The organism is Sporosarcina sp. So3-204, from assembly GCF_058068165.1.
Genome location: NZ_CM176485.1, coordinates 3259127 through 3278932 on the forward strand (window position 1 = coordinate 3259127; position 19806 = coordinate 3278932).

14 protein-coding genes and 1 pseudogene are annotated in these 19806 nt (G+C 35.9%); 4 read left to right on the forward strand and 11 right to left on the reverse strand.

Annotation, left to right across the window (positions count from 1 at the left end):
- Positions 1-7 precede the first annotated feature (7 nt).
- Positions 8-1129 (forward strand): DHHW family protein, encoded by a 1122-nt coding sequence (locus tag AC3RV6_RS16080; protein ID WP_489746977.1) that lies wholly within the window; start codon positions 8-10, stop codon positions 1127-1129.
- A gap of 145 nt (positions 1130-1274) precedes the next feature.
- Here AC3RV6_RS16080 and AC3RV6_RS16085 read toward each other — a convergent pair whose 3' ends face one another.
- Positions 1275-1868 (reverse strand): class I SAM-dependent methyltransferase, encoded by a 594-nt coding sequence (locus AC3RV6_RS16085; RefSeq protein ID WP_489746978.1) that lies wholly within the window; start codon positions 1866-1868, stop codon positions 1275-1277.
- An 86-nt stretch (positions 1869-1954) separates the two neighbouring features.
- The gene (locus AC3RV6_RS16090; RefSeq protein WP_489746979.1) at positions 1955-3595 is read right to left on the reverse strand and encodes a PucR family transcriptional regulator; all 1641 of its coding nucleotides are present in this window, start codon (positions 3593-3595) and stop codon (positions 1955-1957) included.
- Between the two features lie 148 nt (positions 3596-3743).
- Between AC3RV6_RS16090 and AC3RV6_RS16095 the strand changes: the two genes are divergently transcribed.
- Both AC3RV6_RS16095 and AC3RV6_RS16100 read left to right on the forward strand, forming a co-directional pair.
- On the forward strand, positions 3744-5207 hold the full coding sequence (locus tag AC3RV6_RS16095) for a CoA-acylating methylmalonate-semialdehyde dehydrogenase (protein WP_489746980.1): 1464 nt from the start codon (positions 3744-3746) through the stop codon (positions 5205-5207).
- A 40-nt stretch (positions 5208-5247) separates the two neighbouring features.
- On the forward strand, positions 5248-6618 hold the full coding sequence (locus AC3RV6_RS16100) for an aspartate aminotransferase family protein (RefSeq protein ID WP_489746981.1): 1371 nt from the start codon (positions 5248-5250) through the stop codon (positions 6616-6618).
- 353 nt (positions 6619-6971) lie between these two features.
- Here the strand turns inward: AC3RV6_RS16100 and AC3RV6_RS16105 are convergent, their stop codons facing one another.
- The 9 genes and pseudogenes from AC3RV6_RS16105 to AC3RV6_RS16145 form a co-directional block, all read right to left on the reverse strand.
- The gene (locus tag AC3RV6_RS16105; protein ID WP_489746982.1) at positions 6972-8597 is read right to left on the reverse strand and encodes an amidohydrolase; all 1626 of its coding nucleotides are present in this window, start codon (positions 8595-8597) and stop codon (positions 6972-6974) included.
- A 49-nt stretch (positions 8598-8646) separates the two neighbouring features.
- Positions 8647-10110, reverse strand: a complete 1464-nt coding sequence (locus AC3RV6_RS16110) for a sodium:solute symporter family protein (protein WP_489749289.1) — start codon at positions 10108-10110, stop codon at positions 8647-8649.
- The gene (locus AC3RV6_RS16115; protein WP_489746983.1) at positions 10110-10331 is read right to left on the reverse strand and encodes a hypothetical protein; all 222 of its coding nucleotides are present in this window, start codon (positions 10329-10331) and stop codon (positions 10110-10112) included. Before AC3RV6_RS16115 ends, AC3RV6_RS16110 begins: the two co-directional genes overlap by 1 nt.
- Before the next feature lie 1012 nt (positions 10332-11343).
- On the reverse strand, positions 11344-11847 hold the full coding sequence (locus AC3RV6_RS16120) for an MgtC/SapB family protein (RefSeq protein ID WP_489746984.1): 504 nt from the start codon (positions 11845-11847) through the stop codon (positions 11344-11346).
- 135 nt (positions 11848-11982) lie between these two features.
- Positions 11983-12987, reverse strand: a complete 1005-nt coding sequence (locus AC3RV6_RS16125; RefSeq protein ID WP_489746985.1) for a histidinol phosphate phosphatase domain-containing protein — start codon at positions 12985-12987, stop codon at positions 11983-11985.
- A gap of 875 nt (positions 12988-13862) precedes the next feature.
- Positions 13863-15617, reverse strand: coding sequence for a GMC family oxidoreductase (locus AC3RV6_RS16130; RefSeq protein WP_489746986.1), 1755 nt, complete (start codon positions 15615-15617; stop codon positions 13863-13865).
- A 26-nt stretch (positions 15618-15643) separates the two neighbouring features.
- Entirely contained in the window at positions 15644-16447 is an 804-nt protein-coding gene (locus AC3RV6_RS16135; protein WP_489746987.1) for a gluconate 2-dehydrogenase subunit 3 family protein, read from the reverse strand.
- Between the two features lie 295 nt (positions 16448-16742).
- The gene (locus tag AC3RV6_RS16140; protein WP_489746988.1) at positions 16743-17396 is read right to left on the reverse strand and encodes an SDR family NAD(P)-dependent oxidoreductase; all 654 of its coding nucleotides are present in this window, start codon (positions 17394-17396) and stop codon (positions 16743-16745) included.
- Between the two features lie 99 nt (positions 17397-17495).
- Positions 17496-18508 (reverse strand): annotated as a pseudogene (locus AC3RV6_RS16145) (NADP-dependent oxidoreductase).
- 498 nt (positions 18509-19006) lie between these two features.
- On the opposite strand from AC3RV6_RS16145, the gene AC3RV6_RS16150 reads away from it, so the two are divergent.
- Positions 19007-19747: a hypothetical protein gene (locus tag AC3RV6_RS16150; RefSeq protein ID WP_489746989.1), complete on the forward strand. Its 741-nt coding sequence runs from the start codon at positions 19007-19009 to the stop codon at positions 19745-19747.
- The last annotated feature ends 59 nt before the right edge of the window (positions 19748-19806 follow it).

Consider the following 19806-nt stretch of genomic DNA (forward strand, 5'->3'; position numbering starts at 1 on the left):
TGACAAGATGAAAATAAAAGAATATTTATTAATCGCGACATTCCTCTGTTTTATCGGCGGTGTAGGGCTGTTCAATTTTTTGAAGGAGGATACTTCTTTCTCTGAATTCGAAAACCGGCCCCTTGGTCAGTTTCCAACTTTCACAAAGGACCGCTTTTTGTCCGGGGATTTTAATCGAGATTTTGAATCGTATATGAGTGATCAATTCTTTAACAAAGAATGGTGGACGGGCCTAAAAGTGAGGGCAGAAAAAGCAGTACTTAAACAGGAGAATAACGACGTCTATTTTGGTAAGGATGACTATCTTTTCGAAAAAAATGAACCTTTGACGACCCAACTTGATAAAAATATTGCGAATCTAAATATATTTAAAGAAAAGAATCCGAATACGAATCTTTATGTAACATTAGTACCAACATCTATTGAGCTTTATCCCGAAAAACTACCGCTATTTGCTCAGTCAGGTATTCAACAAGAAGCGACTGACCGAGTCGCGTCTCAATTGGACTTTTCCATACAAATGGTCGATGTCTTCACACCTTTGGAGAAGGTGAAACAATCATCAATTTATTACCGAACAGATCATCATTGGACAACTAGAGGGGCATTTTACGGTTACTTAGAAATTTCAAAGACAATGAACCTAAAACCCCTTCAAATAGAAGACTTTACCACCGAAACAGTAGCCAATGACTTTTATGGGACGTTTTATTCGAAGGCAAATGATCATCGCATCGAACCAGATACAATTGAAATTTTCAAACCTAAATTTCCAATAGAATACTCGATTACCTTTGAAGATGGTACTCGTTTGGACTCACTATACGACAAGGACTTCCTACAAAAAAGAGATAAATACTCATTTTTCACAGGCGGTAATCATGCACAGGCAGTAATCAAATCTAATGTAAAAAACGGCAAGAAGTTATTGCTCATTAAAGACTCTTATGCTCATGCAATGGTCCCATTTCTCGCCAACCATTTTGAGGAAATTCATATGATTGATTTGCGCTACTATCATGCGAGTATGCAGGCATATATAAAGGAACAAGCAATTAATGATGTTCTTATTCTTTATAACACGACCAATTTTGCGAAGGATAATTCAGTTATTTACCTAAAGTATTAAATACTTCCTTATAGCGTTATAAATACGGCCTTGATTTAGATTCATAAATCAAGGCCGTATTTATTTTCACTATGAGCTTAAATAGCATTGCAGGTTTATTAAATTAGATTCCGCTTCTCTTAGCTGAAGTCTCTGCTTTGTTTTTTCACTTTACATTTATACCTTCTATGTACAAAAACAAGCGTGCATAATATCCTTCTAAATCTTTAATCACGATACCAGATTGCTTCACTAGTGAAAGAGTATCCCGATTTAATTGACAGCCATCACAAAGCTTTGACCAAATAGGCGTAAGGATATCTTGGGCTTTCGCTAATAAAGGCTGATCCATACAAACATGTTCAAAGAATAAAAGCTTCGCATCTTTTTTACTTACTCTCTGAATTTCTTTCAACGCCTTGATTGGGTCAGGAATCGTACAAAACACTAATGTTGCCACTACGGTATCAAATGTATTATCTGCAAATGGAAGATTTTCTGCGGAAACCTCATGCAATTCAATCGGGACATTAGAAAGTTTCGCACGCTTTAAGGCGCGTGCATTCATAAGCAAATTAGGTTCGACAGCATCTACTTTCGCTGCTTTCTCATAATACGGGAAATTAATACCTGTCCCTGATCCGATTTCTAACACTTTTCCCTCTGCATTCTGAACAAGCTGAGTTCTAATTTTTTTAAATCGCGTGGCCTCTAATGGTTTCATTGCCAAATCATAGAACTTCGGGAACCATTTTCCCATATTATCCCCATCTTTCTAGTTCAATTATATTACACTATCAAATAATCCGACAAATAACCCCTCTAATAAAGGCATGCTGTATGTAATTAGGATTTATTGTTAACTTCAATTCCTTGTAATAACTCATATGCTTTAATCGCAATTTCCAATGCAATTCGATTTTGGGGTTCCATAAAGTTATCGCCTAATAGCTGCTCTATTTTATCTATACGATGATACAACGTTTGCCTAACAATGAATAAACGTTCAGCAGCTTCCTTTTTAGAACCCATTTGTTCCAAGAATACTGTAAGTGTTTCTAACAGATCACTTTGCATTTTTTCATCGTAATCAATTAATGGAGCTAAATAATCATTAACCAATCTTTCAAGATAACCTGCATCTAATAATGGTTGTAGAATCTTATATACACCAATCTCTTCATAAAAATTTGAATTCAGCGTTATTGCATCGTGCATTTGTAGCACCGTGGTTGCTTCCTCATATCCTTTTTTTATATCTTTAGAGTCCTTGTAGACAGTACTAATACCGAAAACAGATTTATGTCCTTCTATAAAGCTATTCTCTTTAATTTTAGTGATTTCTTTTGTAACTTGTGAAAACCTAGCAGTTTCTCGTTTCAAATCCTCAGATGCAATAAAAGAAGCAACTACTGCAATTTCATTTTTTTTAATTGATACGGCAGGAAAAAAACCATTTCGTTTGAAAAGAGACCTTATAAGCATCGACCTTTGAAGTTTCACTTCATCCCATTCTTCATCTAGAAAATCTGTTTCGATAAAGTCTAATTGAATAATAAAAATCCGGAAATGCATATTACGACTAGGCGTAGGAAAATAATTGTGCATATCATTCGAATCATATTCCTGTCCATTTAATAATTTCCGTATGAACTTCCCTTCCAAATTTTGTTGGCGTTCATCAATAGTCCGATTTCGCAATAAAATTTGCATAATAGCAAGACTAGCTCGATCTAAGATAATAAATATAAACTCTTCAGATAGCGGCTGTTTAACATGCATGCATAAATAGCCCCAAATTTGACCAAGTCCACGAACCGGCATAATTGCAAATGAATCTTCTCCGATTGTGAAAATCCCTTGCTCTAAGTTATCTGATGGAGAACTTTCAATTTTGTTTCGAATTAACAATTCTAGTTCTTTGCCTTCTAGAGGGAAATAATATGGTTTTGGATCGTCATTTATAAAGAAAGTATTTGATTGGAAATATTGGTGTAATTCTTGAAGGATTTTTAAAATCCCGTTATGTGTAAGTGATAGTGCACCAAACTTCCTTGAAAGTCCGTCGAGTTGTGAAAGCATCTCGTGATGTTGATTAATGATAAATGTATGTAAATCCTGGGTGATATCTACAAATTTAACGATTTCCTCAAATATAATGATAGGAAAGTCATTTTCGTTTGCAATAGATATGATTTCAGATGATATTTTTTCGTAGTCTCTGCCTACCTCGATACAAATAGCAGCTGCGCCTTTTTCTATAAGTAGTTCCATATACTGTATTTGTGCCGATTTACTTAGCTCAATAACTGCACCCGTTGTCAGGATGAGCTCGCCACCATTTATTAGTGACTCAAATTCCGTTGTTTCAAGTATGTGAGACCATTTCACATGCCTATCCAAACCTCCTGCTCCTGCAACGACTTTTGCGTTGTTGAATAGATCACGAGAAATGACATTACCTACAGTTAGTTTTAATTCATTCATTTAAAATATCCCTCCAGAATGTTAAATTAATACACAATTCATTTCACATTATGTAAAGTGACAAAATTCTAAATAATTTGTAATATATAGAGTGTAGTGTAACGAAAACTCATTCAACTAGCAAGTACAATTAATAGGAGGAATATATATGACTATCGTAGCAATAGAAAAAAAAGAGCTTTCAAATTTCATTAATGGACAATGGGTAAAGTCAACGACTGAAAGATACGAAGACGTACCAAATCCAGCAACTGGAGAAATACTAGCAAAAGTACCAATCTCGACAATAGATGATTTAGAAAAAGCAGTAGAAGCAGCAAAAACTGCATTTTCTACTTGGAAAAAAGTCGCTGTTCCACAACGATCAAGAATACTATTCAAATATCAACAGTTATTAGTAGAACACTGGGAAGAACTCGCAAAAATCATTACGACTGAAAATGGGAAAAACTATACTGAAGCATACGGCGAAGTGCTTCGCGGTATTGAATGTGTTGAGTTTGCAGCAGGCACTCCTACACTCATGATGGGAAATCAATTACCGGATATAGCAACAGGTGTCGAGTCAGGTATGTACCGTTACCCAATTGGTGTAATTGGAGGGATAACTCCGTTCAACTTCCCAATGATGGTACCGTGTTGGATGTTCCCACTAGCCATCGCGAGTGGTAATACATTTATTCTCAAGCCATCTGAAAGAACCCCTCTTCTAGCGAATCGGCTTGCAGAATTATTAAATGAAGCCGGACTTCCAAAAGGTGTCTTCAATATCGTTCACGGCGCTCATGATATTGTAAATGGCATTTTAAGTCATCCGGATATTCCAGCAGTTTCTTTCGTTGGTTCTCAACCAGTTGCTGAGTATGTATATAAAACAGGTACTTCTCATGGTAAAAGAGTTCAAGCGTTAGCGGGAGCAAAAAACCACTCTATTGTTATGCCTGATGCAGATGTGGATTTAACAGTTACCAACATTATTAATGCAGCCTTTGGATCTGCTGGCGAAAGATGTATGGCTTGTGCGGTAGTTGTCGCTGTTGGCGATATAGCGGACGAATTAGTTGGAAGACTAGTAGATGAAGCGAATAAAATGACAATCGGGAATGGTTTGGAAGAAGGTATATTCCTAGGACCAGTAATCCGTGATTCACATAAGGATAAGACGCTTGGTTATATTGAATCTGGCATTAAAGAAGGTGCGAATCTTTTATTTGATGGACGTAACAGCGAGTCAACATCAGAAGGTGGTTACTTTGTTGGTCCTACAATTTTCGACAACGTCACGTCAGAAATGAAGATTTGGAAAGAAGAAATCTTTGCACCTGTTTTATCTGTCGTACGAGTTGAGACATTAGAAGAAGCAATCGAACTAACTAATCAATCTGACTTTGCAAATGGTGCATGTTTATTTACTGATAGTGCAAAAGCGATTCGGTACTTTAGAGAAGAAATTGATGCGGGAATGCTGGGCATCAATCTAGGTGTTCCAGCTCCAATGGCATTCTTCCCGTTCTCTGGATATAAAAAGTCTTTCTACGGTGACTTGCACGCAAATGGCCGTGATGGAATTGAGTTTTATACTCGCAAGAAAATGTTGACTGCACGTTATTAAGCTAGAAATTGCCTTTTAAAACAAGAAAGGAAGTAGAAAAATGACTTTAACACAAAATGAAGCAAAATCATTGGTGAAAAAAGATAAGGATAATGTTTGGCATCATATTTCCGCCTACAATGAAAAGAATCCACCTATGATTGTTGAAAGTGGAAGTGGTGCATGGATCACAGATCATAATGGAAATCGATATTTAGATGGTATGTCTGGACTTTGGGCTGTAAATATCGGTTATGGTCGAGAGGAACTTGCACTTGCGGCTTATGAACAAATGAAGAAAATGGCTTATGTGCCGATGACACAAAGTCATGGTCCGGCAATTGAACTTGCGGAAAAGTTGAATGAAATGCTCGGTGATGACTACCAAATTATTTACTCAAACAGTGGATCGGATGCCAATGAAGTAGCATTTAAAATTGCTCGCCAATTCCACCAACAAAACGGAGAAGCATCTCGTTTTAAATTCATTTCACGTTACCGAGCGTATCACGGTAGCTCAATGGGGGCACTTGCCGCAACTGGTCAAGCGTTACGCAAATACAAATACGAGCCACTTGCACCTGGATTCTTACACGTTGCACCCCCAGATAATTATCGCAGGCCAAAAGGGCAATCTATTGAAGAATACAGCATTCAAAGAGCACAAGAATTTGAAGAGAAAATTATTTGGGAGCAAAAAGAAACAATTGCTGGGATTATTATGGAACCACTTATTACAGGTGGCGGCATTCTAATACCTCATCCAATTTATCTTGAAAAAGTTCAAGAAATATGTAACCGTCACGGTGTTCTACTTATTATCGATGAAGTCATTTGCGGATTCGGACGAACTGGAAAGGCATTTGGTTTTCAGCATTTTAATCTAAAGCCAGACATCATTACTATGGCCAAAGGATTAACAAGTGCTTACTTACCACTTTCAGTTACGGCTGTTCGTAAAGACATTTATGAAAAGTTCGACACTGGAGAAGAGAATAGTCACTTCAGACACGTAAATACTTTTGGTGGAAACCCAGCAGCTTGTGCTGTTGCACTAAAAAATATAGAAATTATGGAAAATGAAGAACTTTTTGAACGTTCAGCTCAACTTGGCGAACGACTTCTAAAGGAATTAGCAGACTTGAAGGACCATCCATTTGTAGGGGATATTCGTGGACTAGGATTTTTACTAGGTATTGAACTAGTAGAAAATAAAGACACAAGAGAACCTGCAACTAATGCGCGAGTAGTAAAAATTATTGGTGAATGTAAAGCAAACGGTTTAATCATCGGTAGAAATGGTGACACCGTTGCTGGATTTAACAATATTATAGCACTTAGTCCCCCGCTTTCTTGTACAGATGAAGATTTTGACTTTATCGTTTCAATTATGAAAAAGGTATTTAAGGACAATGAAGATTTCGAAGGATAAGGTATTTTCCTACTTACCTGAATCAATTTCATAAAGACCTTAATCTGCTACAACGACGCAATATATAGTTTGAGAACGCTTCAACTCAACTATATATTGTGGTGGAGTAGCAATAAAACCCAATTATGAAATTGATTGACCTATTAAAATAATGTTATAGGGGTGCGCATTTGCACCCCTATTTTTAATGGGGTAGATAGACTTCCACTGTTGACCAACTCCTGACCTTAAACTATATTAGCATGGCATTTAAAGCCACGAAAACAGCATATTGACTCTTTAAATTACGAAAAATTCCAGTATCGCTAAAAGTTAGCGGTCCTGGGATTTCCGAGTTCGTGTTACTCTATTTACTACATCAAATGTGTAGCAATTCTTTCGAATAATATTTCGCCATCAATCATTGTCATATCAACATCTATATCCTTTATCTTTTCTTTTTCAACTGTTAGCAAGCTTTCATTTAAGACTACAAGATCCGCTAACTTACCTACCTCAATGCTTCCTTTTATTTGCTCTTCGAAACTTGCATATGCACCCATCAAAGTATAGGCTTTTACCGCCTCCAAAACGTTGATACTTTGACTTACACCGACTCCTTGCCCGCTTTTGGTCTTTCTGTTCACAGCTGCATGAATTCCTAACAGCGGTTCATAAACTATTACAGGCGTATCAGACGCAAAAGCAGCAGGAATTGATTGGTCAATATAGTCTCTTGCAGGGTACATAACCTCGACTCTATCCCCATAATACTCTATATACGAATCTCCATTTACATACATAAATCCAGGATTTGGAACAATAATAACTTCCAACTGCTTCATACGTTCCTGTAGGTCTCGTGAAGCGATACCTGCATGTTCAATCCTGTGTCGATGATTTTCACGTGGGTTTTCATCTAAAGCGTTTTCAATACAGTCCAAAACCATTTCAATTGCTCTATCACCTTGTGCGTGCGCAGTTATTTGAAAACCCTTTGCATGGGCTTCTCCTAAAACCTTATTCAGTTCATCTTGGCTGAAATAAAGTATTCCTTTGTTAGTTGGATCGCTATCATACGGTTCTCTAGTAGCAAGTGTCGGACCTGTACTACTGCCATCTGAAAAGAGTTTTGCGGGTCCAATTTTAAACCGTTCATTCCCTATCCCCGTTACAAATCCGGCATCAATCGCTTCCCTGATGAATGTTTTAGAATCAGTCAAAGAACCAATCATTGCATAAACCCTAACCTTGATATCTCCTGAATTAATACTTTGCTTCATAATTTTAAGAATATCCATGCCCGAACCATAACCTCCGGCATCATGCACACTTGTAATTCCAGCTTTAACAAACGTATCCGATGCTAGCCCCATCGCTTCCTTAAGTTCAACATCTGAAAAAGAAGCAACATTGAATAAATGCATATGTGCATTTTCAATTAGTTTCCCTGTCAGTTCTCCTTGACAATTCTTTTCAATTATTCCGCCTTCTGGATTAATCGATTGTTTTGTAAATCCTGCCATTTCCAATGCTTTACTGTTAGCAATTGACGTATGGTTACAAGTACGTATGATAACAATTGGGTGGACTGTGGATATAGTATCCAATTCTTCTTTCGTTGGAAAACGTTTCTCTTTAATATCATGTTCATTAAAGCCCCACGCTCTAATCCACTCCCCAGGTTGTTTATTTCCAGCCTCTTTGCTAATTCCATCATATATATCATTCAATGACTTGATATGAGGATCGACACAACTAACCCCAAGAAGATTTGTACCGTAAATCGTCAAATGAAGGTGAGAGTCTATAAACCCCGGAACTAATGATTTCCCTTTTAAATCAATAACCTTTGTATTACTTCCAATACTCTTTTTTATTTCATCAGACGTTCCTGTATTAGTTATTATATTTCCTTTTACCGCAACAGCTTCTAATATTGACTGGTTAGAATCTACAGTAATCACTTCTCCGTTGATAAACACAATATCCGCGGTCATTTATTCTCCTCCTATTCAATCCCCATAACTGGAGGACTCTAAAAAGTTCTTAACTGCGCAAATAAACATCTTCCTCTTCATTTCCAGGTGATTTCGTAATTAAACTAATTCCTACCAAAATAATTACGTTTGCGATTAGACCTATTATTCCTGCATGGATACCAAATGGTGTGGATTCCGCAACAAGCTGAAAGTAGAAATTAAGTACCGCGCCTACTAGTAACCCACTTACTACACCTTTGGCAGTTGCCCCACGCCAATATAAAGCACTATAAACCCCTGGCGCAAACTGAACGATTGCACCATACGCACCGAGTAGAAGTGCAACTAATCCTTGTCCTCCAAAAACAGTAATGAAGTAAGCAATTCCTCCGATAACGAAAACGCCAATACGCATAATACGAAGTACTGTTCTATCCGGTATATCTTTCTTAATGTTTCGAATTATACCGTCAGTTGTTTCTAACGATGCACTGTGAGTGATTGCATCAGCCGTAGACATTGCAGCCGCTAGCGCTCCTGCTCCAACAAGCCCATATAACCAACCCGGAAGATTCATCACCGTTGTTATGAGGTACGGTAATATTTGATCCGCACTTTCCAAAACGTTTGCATCGACTACACCCTTTGCAGCAAAACCTACTAGAAGAAGTGGAATTAAGAACAATGCAAATACTGGATAAACAAGTACTGTTTTCTTTATTGTCTTGGCATTTGAAGCGTAAGATTTTGAAAATAAATGTGGCCACATTAGAAAACCAATGACCGACACAAGAATTGTTGTCGTAAATGGTATTTTCCCCATGTTAGAACCTTCTTTTCCTATTTGTAGGAACGCAGGGTCTTCTATCGCAATAGTTGTAAACATACTTCCCATCGTTTCATGAAGCTGAAAAACAATAGCCAAGCCAACAACCCATGAGATTACGATCATAAGTAAACCTTGGAATACGTCAGACCACGCGGCAGCACGAAGACCACCTGTTGCAACGTAAATAACAACAATTCCGTAAGACAGTAATGCACCGAGCCAAAAAGGAATTCTGCCTTCAGTCATAATATCAAATATGATTGCCATACCTGTTAGCTGCGTCGCCAAGTACTGAACAGATGCTAATAATGCGATTAAACCGACAATAACGCCTAAAGTTTTACTACGATACCTTAATTTCAAAAAGGAAGATAGTGTATAAAGGTTAAACTTTTTACCGATTTTTGATATCTTTGGTCCAATAAGATACCAAGGTAGAATAGCAAAAGCAGTATAGATAATAATATAAAATGCTGGTGCCCCTTTCTCGAACGCCCAGCCTGGGGCTCCTAAGAATGAAAATGCACTAAAGACAGCGCCCCCCATTAAGAACCACATAACGATGAGACCAAGTTTACCTCCTGCAACAGCAAATTCATCCAATGAACTTGAATCTCTTCCTTTACCTGCAAGCATACCAACAGCAAGGGCAACTACTAAATAAGCAATCATAATAACTAGTGCTATTTGCCAATGAGCCATCATTCTTCACCTTCTTCCAAATTAGATGGATCAAATTTATGCAAGATTAATATAGCTATAAATGTTATTACAATCCAAAGAATAACCCAAAAAAATGAAAATGGCAGTCCCATTACTATGGGTTCAGCTTTGTTAGCAATTTCATATAATGGAAATATTAACAGTAAAAATGGAATAGTAACTGTCACAATGAAGATAGTATTAAACTTCTTTTTGCTCATACAATCCCTCCTAAATTTGGAATATCTTTATCCGACATCGTCTAAGCTTACAATTTTCAATACAATTCTAAAAAGCGATTCTACACCGAGAGTAATATCATCTGGAGACGAATACTCTTTTGGGTTATAAATAAATCTATCTTTGATCGAATGAAAATCATTTTCGAATCAAAAATATAAGAGATAAAAAGGAAGTCATAGAAGGCGCTACTTATTAATTCAATTGGACTCAATTCCGTCTTCTTACTTTTCAGCTCTCATAACATCCATTACTTTCAAAACTTCGTATCCCTCCTCAGACTATTATAAACTACTATTAGAGCTATAACGACATTATATTCAGATTATTCGAACCTTTCACTTTACAGCAAGTTAAGTAAGTTAAATATAAAACTAACAGTTTGTCCAATATCAATAAATCCCTTTGCATCTGTTTCTAAAACATCTACATAAAGTAAGTAAATGATTACTTCCAAAGAACGATTTAGCTAGCTTAATTTTATAATATTATCCACTATATGCGTTTTAATCAGCATAAGAACTAAAGTACGAAAGAAATTTCACCTAACTACTTTCTATAAGGACATTATTATTTAAGAACTGTTTATCGAATTGTTAAAATAGCAATCAACAAAAAGATCACAACCCGCTGAAGTTTCGCAGGATGTGACCTAATAATTCTCTTTTGTATCTTAAATTTATTTGTATAATTACTATTTTGTAGAGTTTTTTTCATTTTACGGGTTCGGAACATCCATACTAGCTTATCAACCAATTCTATAATCTTTAAATTTTTTTCACATGTAGGTACTTGGGTAATCAAGAATAGGATTTTCGCAATTCCCGCTACTTGACACTTTGGATATTAATTCAAAATTATTTGTACAGATCTTTCGCATTATTCGTAAATATAAAATAACCTTTCATTTGAATCAATTTCATAACTCAAATCTTTCCAGATCAAAGTTATGAAATTGATTCATATTATTAAATTCAGCTTATTTTTTTGATTTTAGGCAACATTTTTCAAATCTGCTTTCCTTTTTAATCTATCTTCTTTTTGTTCAATCAAATTGCTGACTTTCGTTAATAGGAATGTAATAATTACTGTGAAAAATACCAAACCATAAAAACCCGCCCCTATACCTATACCAACACCGCCCGCAAAGAAAATCATTGCTGCACTCGTCAGGCCTTTGACACGTAGACCATCCTTCATGATTAAACCAGCACCTAAAAAACCTAAACCCGTTACTATTTGTGCGGCAAGGCGCATTGGATCCATTCTATTATTAGGATTAGATGCCCCAAAAAACTCTGCACTATAAATGGAAACTAGCGTTATTAATGTACTTGAAACGGATACATAAGTAAATGTTTTTAATCCTGCAGGTTTGTTTTTGGAAGTTCGATCCCATCCAATAAACATACCAAGTAGTGCACTTATAAGTAACCTTAAGTATACTTCCAGGTTCTGGATTATTTGTTCTTCATAGATAAGTCCCAAATACTCCATTTACAATTCCTCCCTCATCCATTCTAGGTAAAACGACTAACTCTTTGCTGCTTTTCATTTAAATAAAGGCTGCCCAAAAAATATATTTAATTATTCCGGACAGCTTTTTAAATCTTAATTGGGATATTTCTATGTTTATAATTTCTTTAAAACTTTTTCACGATTTTCAAACGTTACAAGATGCGTTAATCCAAGCCCTTTTAAAGTTTCCAAATTTTGTTTGGTATAATTCCCTAAGTCATCAGGATAATGGGAATCAGAAGAAAGTGTAAATTGAACTCCTTTGTTAACTAATATCGATAGAAACTCCGGCCCAGGACACATCTCTTTAACAGGATAACGATAATAGAGTCCTGCATTAACTTCCGTTGCAGTATCCGTGTCAACCAAAGCTTGAGCGATTCTTTCATACCAATAACGATTAAACGAATCATCTTCAACTCGAACATTAAACAACTTTAAATTGTCCAGATGGGCCACAAAATCAAATAGGCCAGATCGGATCATTCTCTCTACAGTCTCAAAAAAATGTGTATATAATTCTTTAACATCCCATTCATTAAACACATCAATTGTTTTTGGGTTATCAAAACCCCAACCATCAACAAAATGAATTGAACCTACAACAAAATCCCATGGATAACCTTCCAGAAGATTAATTAATTCCTCTTCTCCTCCATAAAAGTAATCAGCTTCAATCCCTAGTTTTAAAGTAACGCCTTCTTTTTCCCACGTTTTTTTTGCGGCCAAAATTATTTCGGTAAACTCCTTCATATTCTCAGTCATAACATTTGTAAGCCATTCATTCTGTTTGCGTCCAATTGCATCATTCAGATTCACATTCATCCACTTATTGAAGTAATCAGAAGTTTCCTTGAATCTGTACAAATGATCTACAATACCGACTTCCTTCAATCCAATATCTTTTGCCTTTTGTAAATATAAGTTTAGCCACTCTTCCCCATAACAACCATCTTGTATTCTTCTTTGTAATCTTTCGATTTGTTCTGTAATCCGTTCTTTAGTGCCCACATCTTTTGAAGATTCTTCTTGAAATGTTTCCAGTGCCTTTATTGTCCTTTCCATCCAACTAAATGTATAAGGTCCTTCTTCCAAATGCACATGATAGTCTATAAGCATTATTTATTCCCTCCTAAACTAACTGTCGTCCATATAATATCTTTCTGAGCTAATATTTCTTGCCATTCAGTAGGGCATGAACTATCACTAATCACTTCACTTACTTTTTCAAATGGACAATTGCCCATGCATCCGGCATTCCCACAGAATTAATTTGTCCTTCCTCTTTCGCTTTCTCAATAATGTGTTCAAGCTTCAGATTACTTGTATCAATGTCTTCATTTTTGCAGCATCGTAATTTGAAGCACAGGCAGCTAGCATAAATAAACATAGAACTATTCCTACCAATAGAAAGCACTTACTATAATGTTTGATTGACATTTAAATCTATCCATTTGTTGTTTGTTTCATGTCTTATATTATATTATAAGTAAATAAGAGTAAACAAAATTTTCTTAATTTTCTGCTCAATCTTTTTTTGTTTACTATTGCCCATCTTAATTACATTATTAGACAAATAGTAAACTGGCAACTACGTGAATTATAATAGGCTTTGGAATAATTGACACAGCTCTAAGATTCATATAAAACATTTCAAATGTCCCCCCTACATGATTAGATAATTATCAATGTAATCTTCTAGTATGAATATAATTGTGAACTAAGCTTACAACAATGGATTATTTCAATATATAAAAGGACAACAAAAAGGCTTCTCAAAGTTTTAGTCAACTAATGAGTAGCCTCCAATAAATCTATAAGTTATTATATTTGGCAATTAAGTTTCCGGAAACTCCAAATGAAAGTAACGGTCATAACTTACTAACCCCACATCCGAAAAGATATTATATACCACTTCTTTTTAGATTTATCTTTGATTTAGAAATTGTATAAACTTCTTAGCTTTTCGACATTTCTATTTCAATCTAAAGCAATCAAACATTACTTTCCTGCTCTTTTTGAGTTAGTGCGCCGCCTTCACTCAAGAACTTATTTATTCCTTCAGCTGCACGATAGGCAAATGCTCCAATAGTTCCAGTAGGATTATAATTACCGGTATGTGGAAAAGAAGAGCCACCTACCACAAATAGATTTTTCATATCCCACATTTGCGAATAAGTGTTGACTGCGGAGTTATCAGGACTAGCGCCCATAATAACACCTCCTAAAAAGTGATCAGTATAAAATTTGTGGTCAAATTCTACATCATCAGCAACTACGTCTACATCAATAATATCTGCACCCATTTTATTCATTATTTCTTCACATTTAGCTACACCAGCTTTACTTCTATTACGATCATCATCCAAATATTTAACAGTAACACGTAATAGTGGATTACCTAGTGAATCTTTATAGGTTGGATCTAAATCCAAATAGGTGTACTTATTTGGTAAAAATCCAGTTTGTGATGTTATAAATAAGTTTCGATTCGTATAGTGTAAGGAGTTTTTCTTAAATTCCTTCCCCCATATAGGTGTTCCATTTGGGACTTGGTTATTGGAGATCGGTCTCGCTCCTAACTGACTAAAGTGGACTTCGAAACCATGCAAATAATCAAAATTTGTATGATCTTCATTATCACCTGCAAAATCATCTATAGTCACACCAAGTGCACCAGTTCCCATAAAGAGGTTAAATTTCTTATCTTCAAAGTAGCCGCGTGCACCAATATAGGTTGAAAGATTTGAGAAATGACCAGTAAAGTTTTTACCGATTATTCCTTTACCAGTTTGCGGATTGTAGGGAACACCAATTTTTGATAGTAAAAGTAATTTCGTGTTTGAAAAGACGAATCCAGCAAGCACGACGATATCAGCAGGTTGTTCGTATTCTTGTCCAGTATTCGTATCGACATAAACCACACCCGTCGCACGCTTCCCATCATGGCTGACTCTTGTTACATTCGCCCCGTTTCGAAGTTCCATATTCCCTGTTTTCTTAGCGGTGGCAAGTACCGTTCCGATAGGGTCAGCTTTCGCACCAAAATCACAACCGTATTCTTCACAAAATGCGCAGTATACACATCCATTTAGCTTTTCTCCGTCAGGATTTTCATAAGCTTGCGATACATTAGCAGAGGGCATTCGATAAGGATGATAGCCTAATTCTTTGGTTACCTTTGTAAATAAATTAACAGCTGGCGTAGTTTTTAGTGGCGGATTAGGATACTTATCGGAGCGTGGCGGTCCGAGTGGGTTTTCTTCACCTGAAATTCCAGCTGTTTTTTCAAATTTGTCGAAATAAGGCTCCAACTCATCGTAAGTGATCCCCCAGTCTTGGATTGTTGAATCTTTCGGTAGTTTGTCCTTACCATAACGTTCGACTGTTTTGCTATATATTTCAAAATCATAAGGTAGCCAGCGAAAACTCCATCCATTCCAATGAACGCCAGCTCCGCCCGTATTTTCACCCAATCTCGCATTCACATTGTTTCTTACCGGAAGTGCTTTTTGGGATATATCACTTCTTGATGTTATGGTTTCTTTATGAAGGTTCTGCATCAAATCATAACGTTGCGAGTAACGTAGTTCGTCCTTTGTACCAATAAAATCTTCATGTTTTTTATCTTTACCTCGTTCAAGGATCACGACTTTGTGACCAGCTTTTGTAAGTTCTGCCGCAACAATTCCACCGGTCCATCCTGATCCTACAATTACTACGTTGACCTTATCTAATTTATTGACCATTTTATTTCCTCCTAATGAACTTATGATTAATGTCCCTGATAGTTTTTCAAACTAACTGGATCCATTTTCACAAAATCTTCACTCTCAATTACATTTGCATATGAGGCCTGCGCTCCAGGAAATTCTTTCATTTTCCAACCAGCCATATTTCTATTACCACCATATAGTGGGTCTGAATACGCACCTTCTATTGTAGTTCTTTGAAGCAAGAAGAAGAATTCGGATGATAATAAACCATTCATTTTAATCTTCCCATCTTGTAAATCCTGCAGAACTTCAATTTGTTGCTCTTCAGTAGCTTTATCAAAACTAGTATTAAATCGTTTCATACTTTCATCATTCATTACCCTAATGCCAAGTAGAAAAATACTACCCCGATCCAAAATCGATTGTTCGCCCCGCTTTTCCTCAGCTCTTTCGCTTGGTTTAGTCTTTGGCACGAATGGACCTAGCCGGTAGTCTCTAGCATTTACCCCCCATTGACCCGCTAACTGCTTGTCAATAAAATAGGGAACTCCTAATTCAATTGCACCTGGACCATTCTCATCTTTCGGATAAATTTGCTCAGTTGCCGCCTGTAGCACCGCAAAATCTTCATGACGCGTAAAAAACTGTAACGCTTCTGAAAAGTCTACCGTATTTTCCGTTCCCGACTGGGTACCCGTTTCATTTTTAGTCATGAAGTTGTTTGTTAGTAATCCGCCTAGAAATGAACCTCCTACGACTCCACCAGCTACCAATCCTGTATTTTTCAAAAATTTTCTACGACTAGGGTCATATGTTTTATCATTTTTCTTTTGCTTATCGTCTTCCTGATAATCTTCAGTCATTTTTATCCTCCTCTATTTACTATTTTTGATTGCACATCTATCTTCATTTAAATACTAATTTCTTAGTACTATAAAAACCCATCTCTATTATTATGAGATTACAATCGAATATTTATACAATTCCCCTAAAAATACCCATACATTCTCTTTTATGAATATAGTTTCTGAAAAATTATTACAAATAAAAATAAGTTAACGCCGACCTATCGAAAATAGGTGGGCGTTAACTTACTTTTAAAGCATCCTTAATGAATTAATCGAATACTATGAGAGGTTTTGGCAACCATTCATATTATTATTGTTTAAATATAATTTCTTTTTTATCTTTCTTCACAAAGATTTCCCAATAAGCTTCAGCAATTAGATCTGGATCAAAAAAAGTATCTGGTTTTACTACGCCTCCTATAGTAACAGTACCTACCGTAATACCATGTGGTAATAGTTCATCTGCAAAGGTAAATGCTAAATTTCGTAATCCTGCTTTACTTATTGAAGCAGAAGCCCTTGAGTTAACAGGATTCAATGCGAGCATACCACCTGTGAATATAATCGTCCCTTTTTTCCGCTCAATCATTTCTGGAATAACTTGTTGGGAGCTTAATAAAGCACCTGCTACATTCACATTAAAGTCTTTTAATAAATCTTTTACACTTAAATCTGAAGGGGTATTAACAGTATTAGAACCTGCATTATAAATCAAAACGTCGGGCGTGCCGTACTCTAATTTTATTTGATCAAATGCTGCTGTTAATGCGTCTGACACTAGGACATCAGCAGTTATTCCATAGGCTTCTATGTTTTTCTTCTGAAGTTCAGAAATTTGTGAGTCTAATGATTCCTGTCTTCTTGCAAGAAGAATCACTTTAAATCCTTCACTACCGAATTTTCTTGAAATACCTGCACTTACCCCAGGGCCTGCCCCAACAATTACTAATAATGGTTTACTCAATTTAGTTATCTCCTTTTTATTTAATTACTTGTCGAAATCAACATACTAAACATTATACCCATTTAAAATGAACTTCAAGCTAAAGCGATTGTTATCATGTTATTCCCATATCTTCACTAACTGTTTTCCAAAACTTTTACTTTGGAAAAGATCTGCGAAAGCTTGAGGCGCGTTTTCAAGCCCATCAACAATGTTTTCTTTATATTTAAGCTCGCCTGTCCTAATCCAATGCGCTAATTTTAAAATAGTTTCTTCGTTTTTATCTGCGTAATCGTACACGACAAACCCCTTCATCATGGCACTGTTTGTTATAAGTAAATTAAGGTTTCTTGGACCATAATCAGGTTTTTCTAAGTTGTATTGGGAAGTCTGCCCACATATCACAATACGAGCTTGATAATTAATTAAAGTTAAAACGGCATCTGTAATATCTCCACCAACATTGTCGAAGTACACATCAATACCATTTGGGCATGCTTTTTGTAAATCGGCTTTAATATCTATTGTTGTTTTATAATTAATAGCTACATCAAAGCCCAGTTCATTAATTAAATACTTGGTTTTATGATCTGACCCAGCGATTCCAACTACGTGACATCCTAGAAGTTTCGCAATTTGTCCCGCAATCATCCCAACGGCTCCGGCAGCCCCTGAAACAACAACAGTTTCACCTGGTCGCGGCAAACCTATTTCAAACAAACCATAATACGCACACAATCCAGGAACTCCAAGTACACCGAGATAAGTCGAAATTGGCGCTATATTTGGATCAACTTTTTCCGTTTTTTTCCATCAGAAACTGAATAATCTTGCCACCCTAGTCTTTCATATACAATATCACCTGGTACAAAGTTCAAGTTATTGGATTTAATGACTCGCCCGATGGATCTTCCCGTTAACGCTTCATTTAATTGAAATGCCGGCGTATACGATTTTTGATCCTTCATCATCTCTCTCATTCCAGGATCAACAGATAGGTATAAGCTTTGGATTAAAAATTCCTCATCTTTAAGTTCTGGCACGGCTGTTTCAACCATTTTGAAATGACTAGCATTAGGTTCCTTTTCTGGTCTTTTTATTAAAGTAATCTTTCTATTTATTAATGCTCCCATATTACTCTCCCTTAATTTATATTGATTAATAATCCTAACCATTATATTTGTTTTTAAGAAATTTAGCTCTGTGTTTCAAATTCAATTTTAGTGTAATCAACAACGTTTTTCAAAACATTAAGGGCTAAACTTGATCGCTTTTTGATTGATTTTCCACTTTTGTTCGTCATTTAGAACACCCTCTTTCTGGTACATATTAATTCACACTTTGGAATGATCATCAATTTATATTTTCTTATAAACCGAAAAACGTTGATTTATGCATATCTTAAAAGGATGTGCTCAATGAAAAAAGTCTCTGTCAGCAATGTAAGTAGTTACCGTTTGATAAATAAACAAATAGCTAGACGGAGAACTACTAGTTGAAGCATCCGCGGATACTCATCCTTTATTTTACAATAGTGTTACATTTAACCACTTAGTATTGTATGATTATTGTGTAAGTAAGCGAAGACGTGTTTAGATTGCTTGGTTTTTATTTTATAAGGAGGTTTTTGTATGATAGACACTTTACCAATGACCTATTCCAAACAGACTAGGCAAATTATAAAAAGTACGCACCGAATAAAAGAGGATCTATCAGAATTAGAATTAAATAACTATATTAATAAGATGACTAGGATAGAAATAATGGACCTGTACATTGATTGGCACAAGAATGGAATAACTAGCTCAGTGATATATGAGGCTGTTAAACAAGCTTTCAAATTCAGTTTAGAGCCGGTTCCTGTTTTGACTAAAGAAAAACTAGGTACATTTGAAGTTCCAACATCTACGGATATTGACTCGCCTAGTATTCCTCCGTCAAAAATCATCTTAGATTTGTATCTAGATCATCATAACAATAAAGTTACGAGTGCTGAAGTTCGATTGATGATAAATCACTTTTTTGGTATGAATTTAGTTGGCATTGCTTCACTAGGAAAATCAAGAATTTCATTATTTTCAAAAGAGCAATGGCTTGTTAAAAACGAAAAGGATTTATTTGTTATTCATACAGGAACCAGAGATGTAGATGTAAAAATTTATACAACAAGCTATTTCAAAAAGCAAACTGGATTAGAAAATCTTCCTATTGAATTGCAACATTCTTTAACAAAGATTGGATTTGCCTATAATGAAGAAATCGGGAATTTTTATTTTTTGAATCCCTCAGGTCAATCTGTTTCCAATGCATTTAAGGGGCAAACAATAGGCGCAATTATTGAAGTCACGAACAAATTATACAATCATTTATAATAATAATGAAAAAATCCTAGAAGATAGGTTACTAACCTGCCTTCTAGGATTTTTTCTAT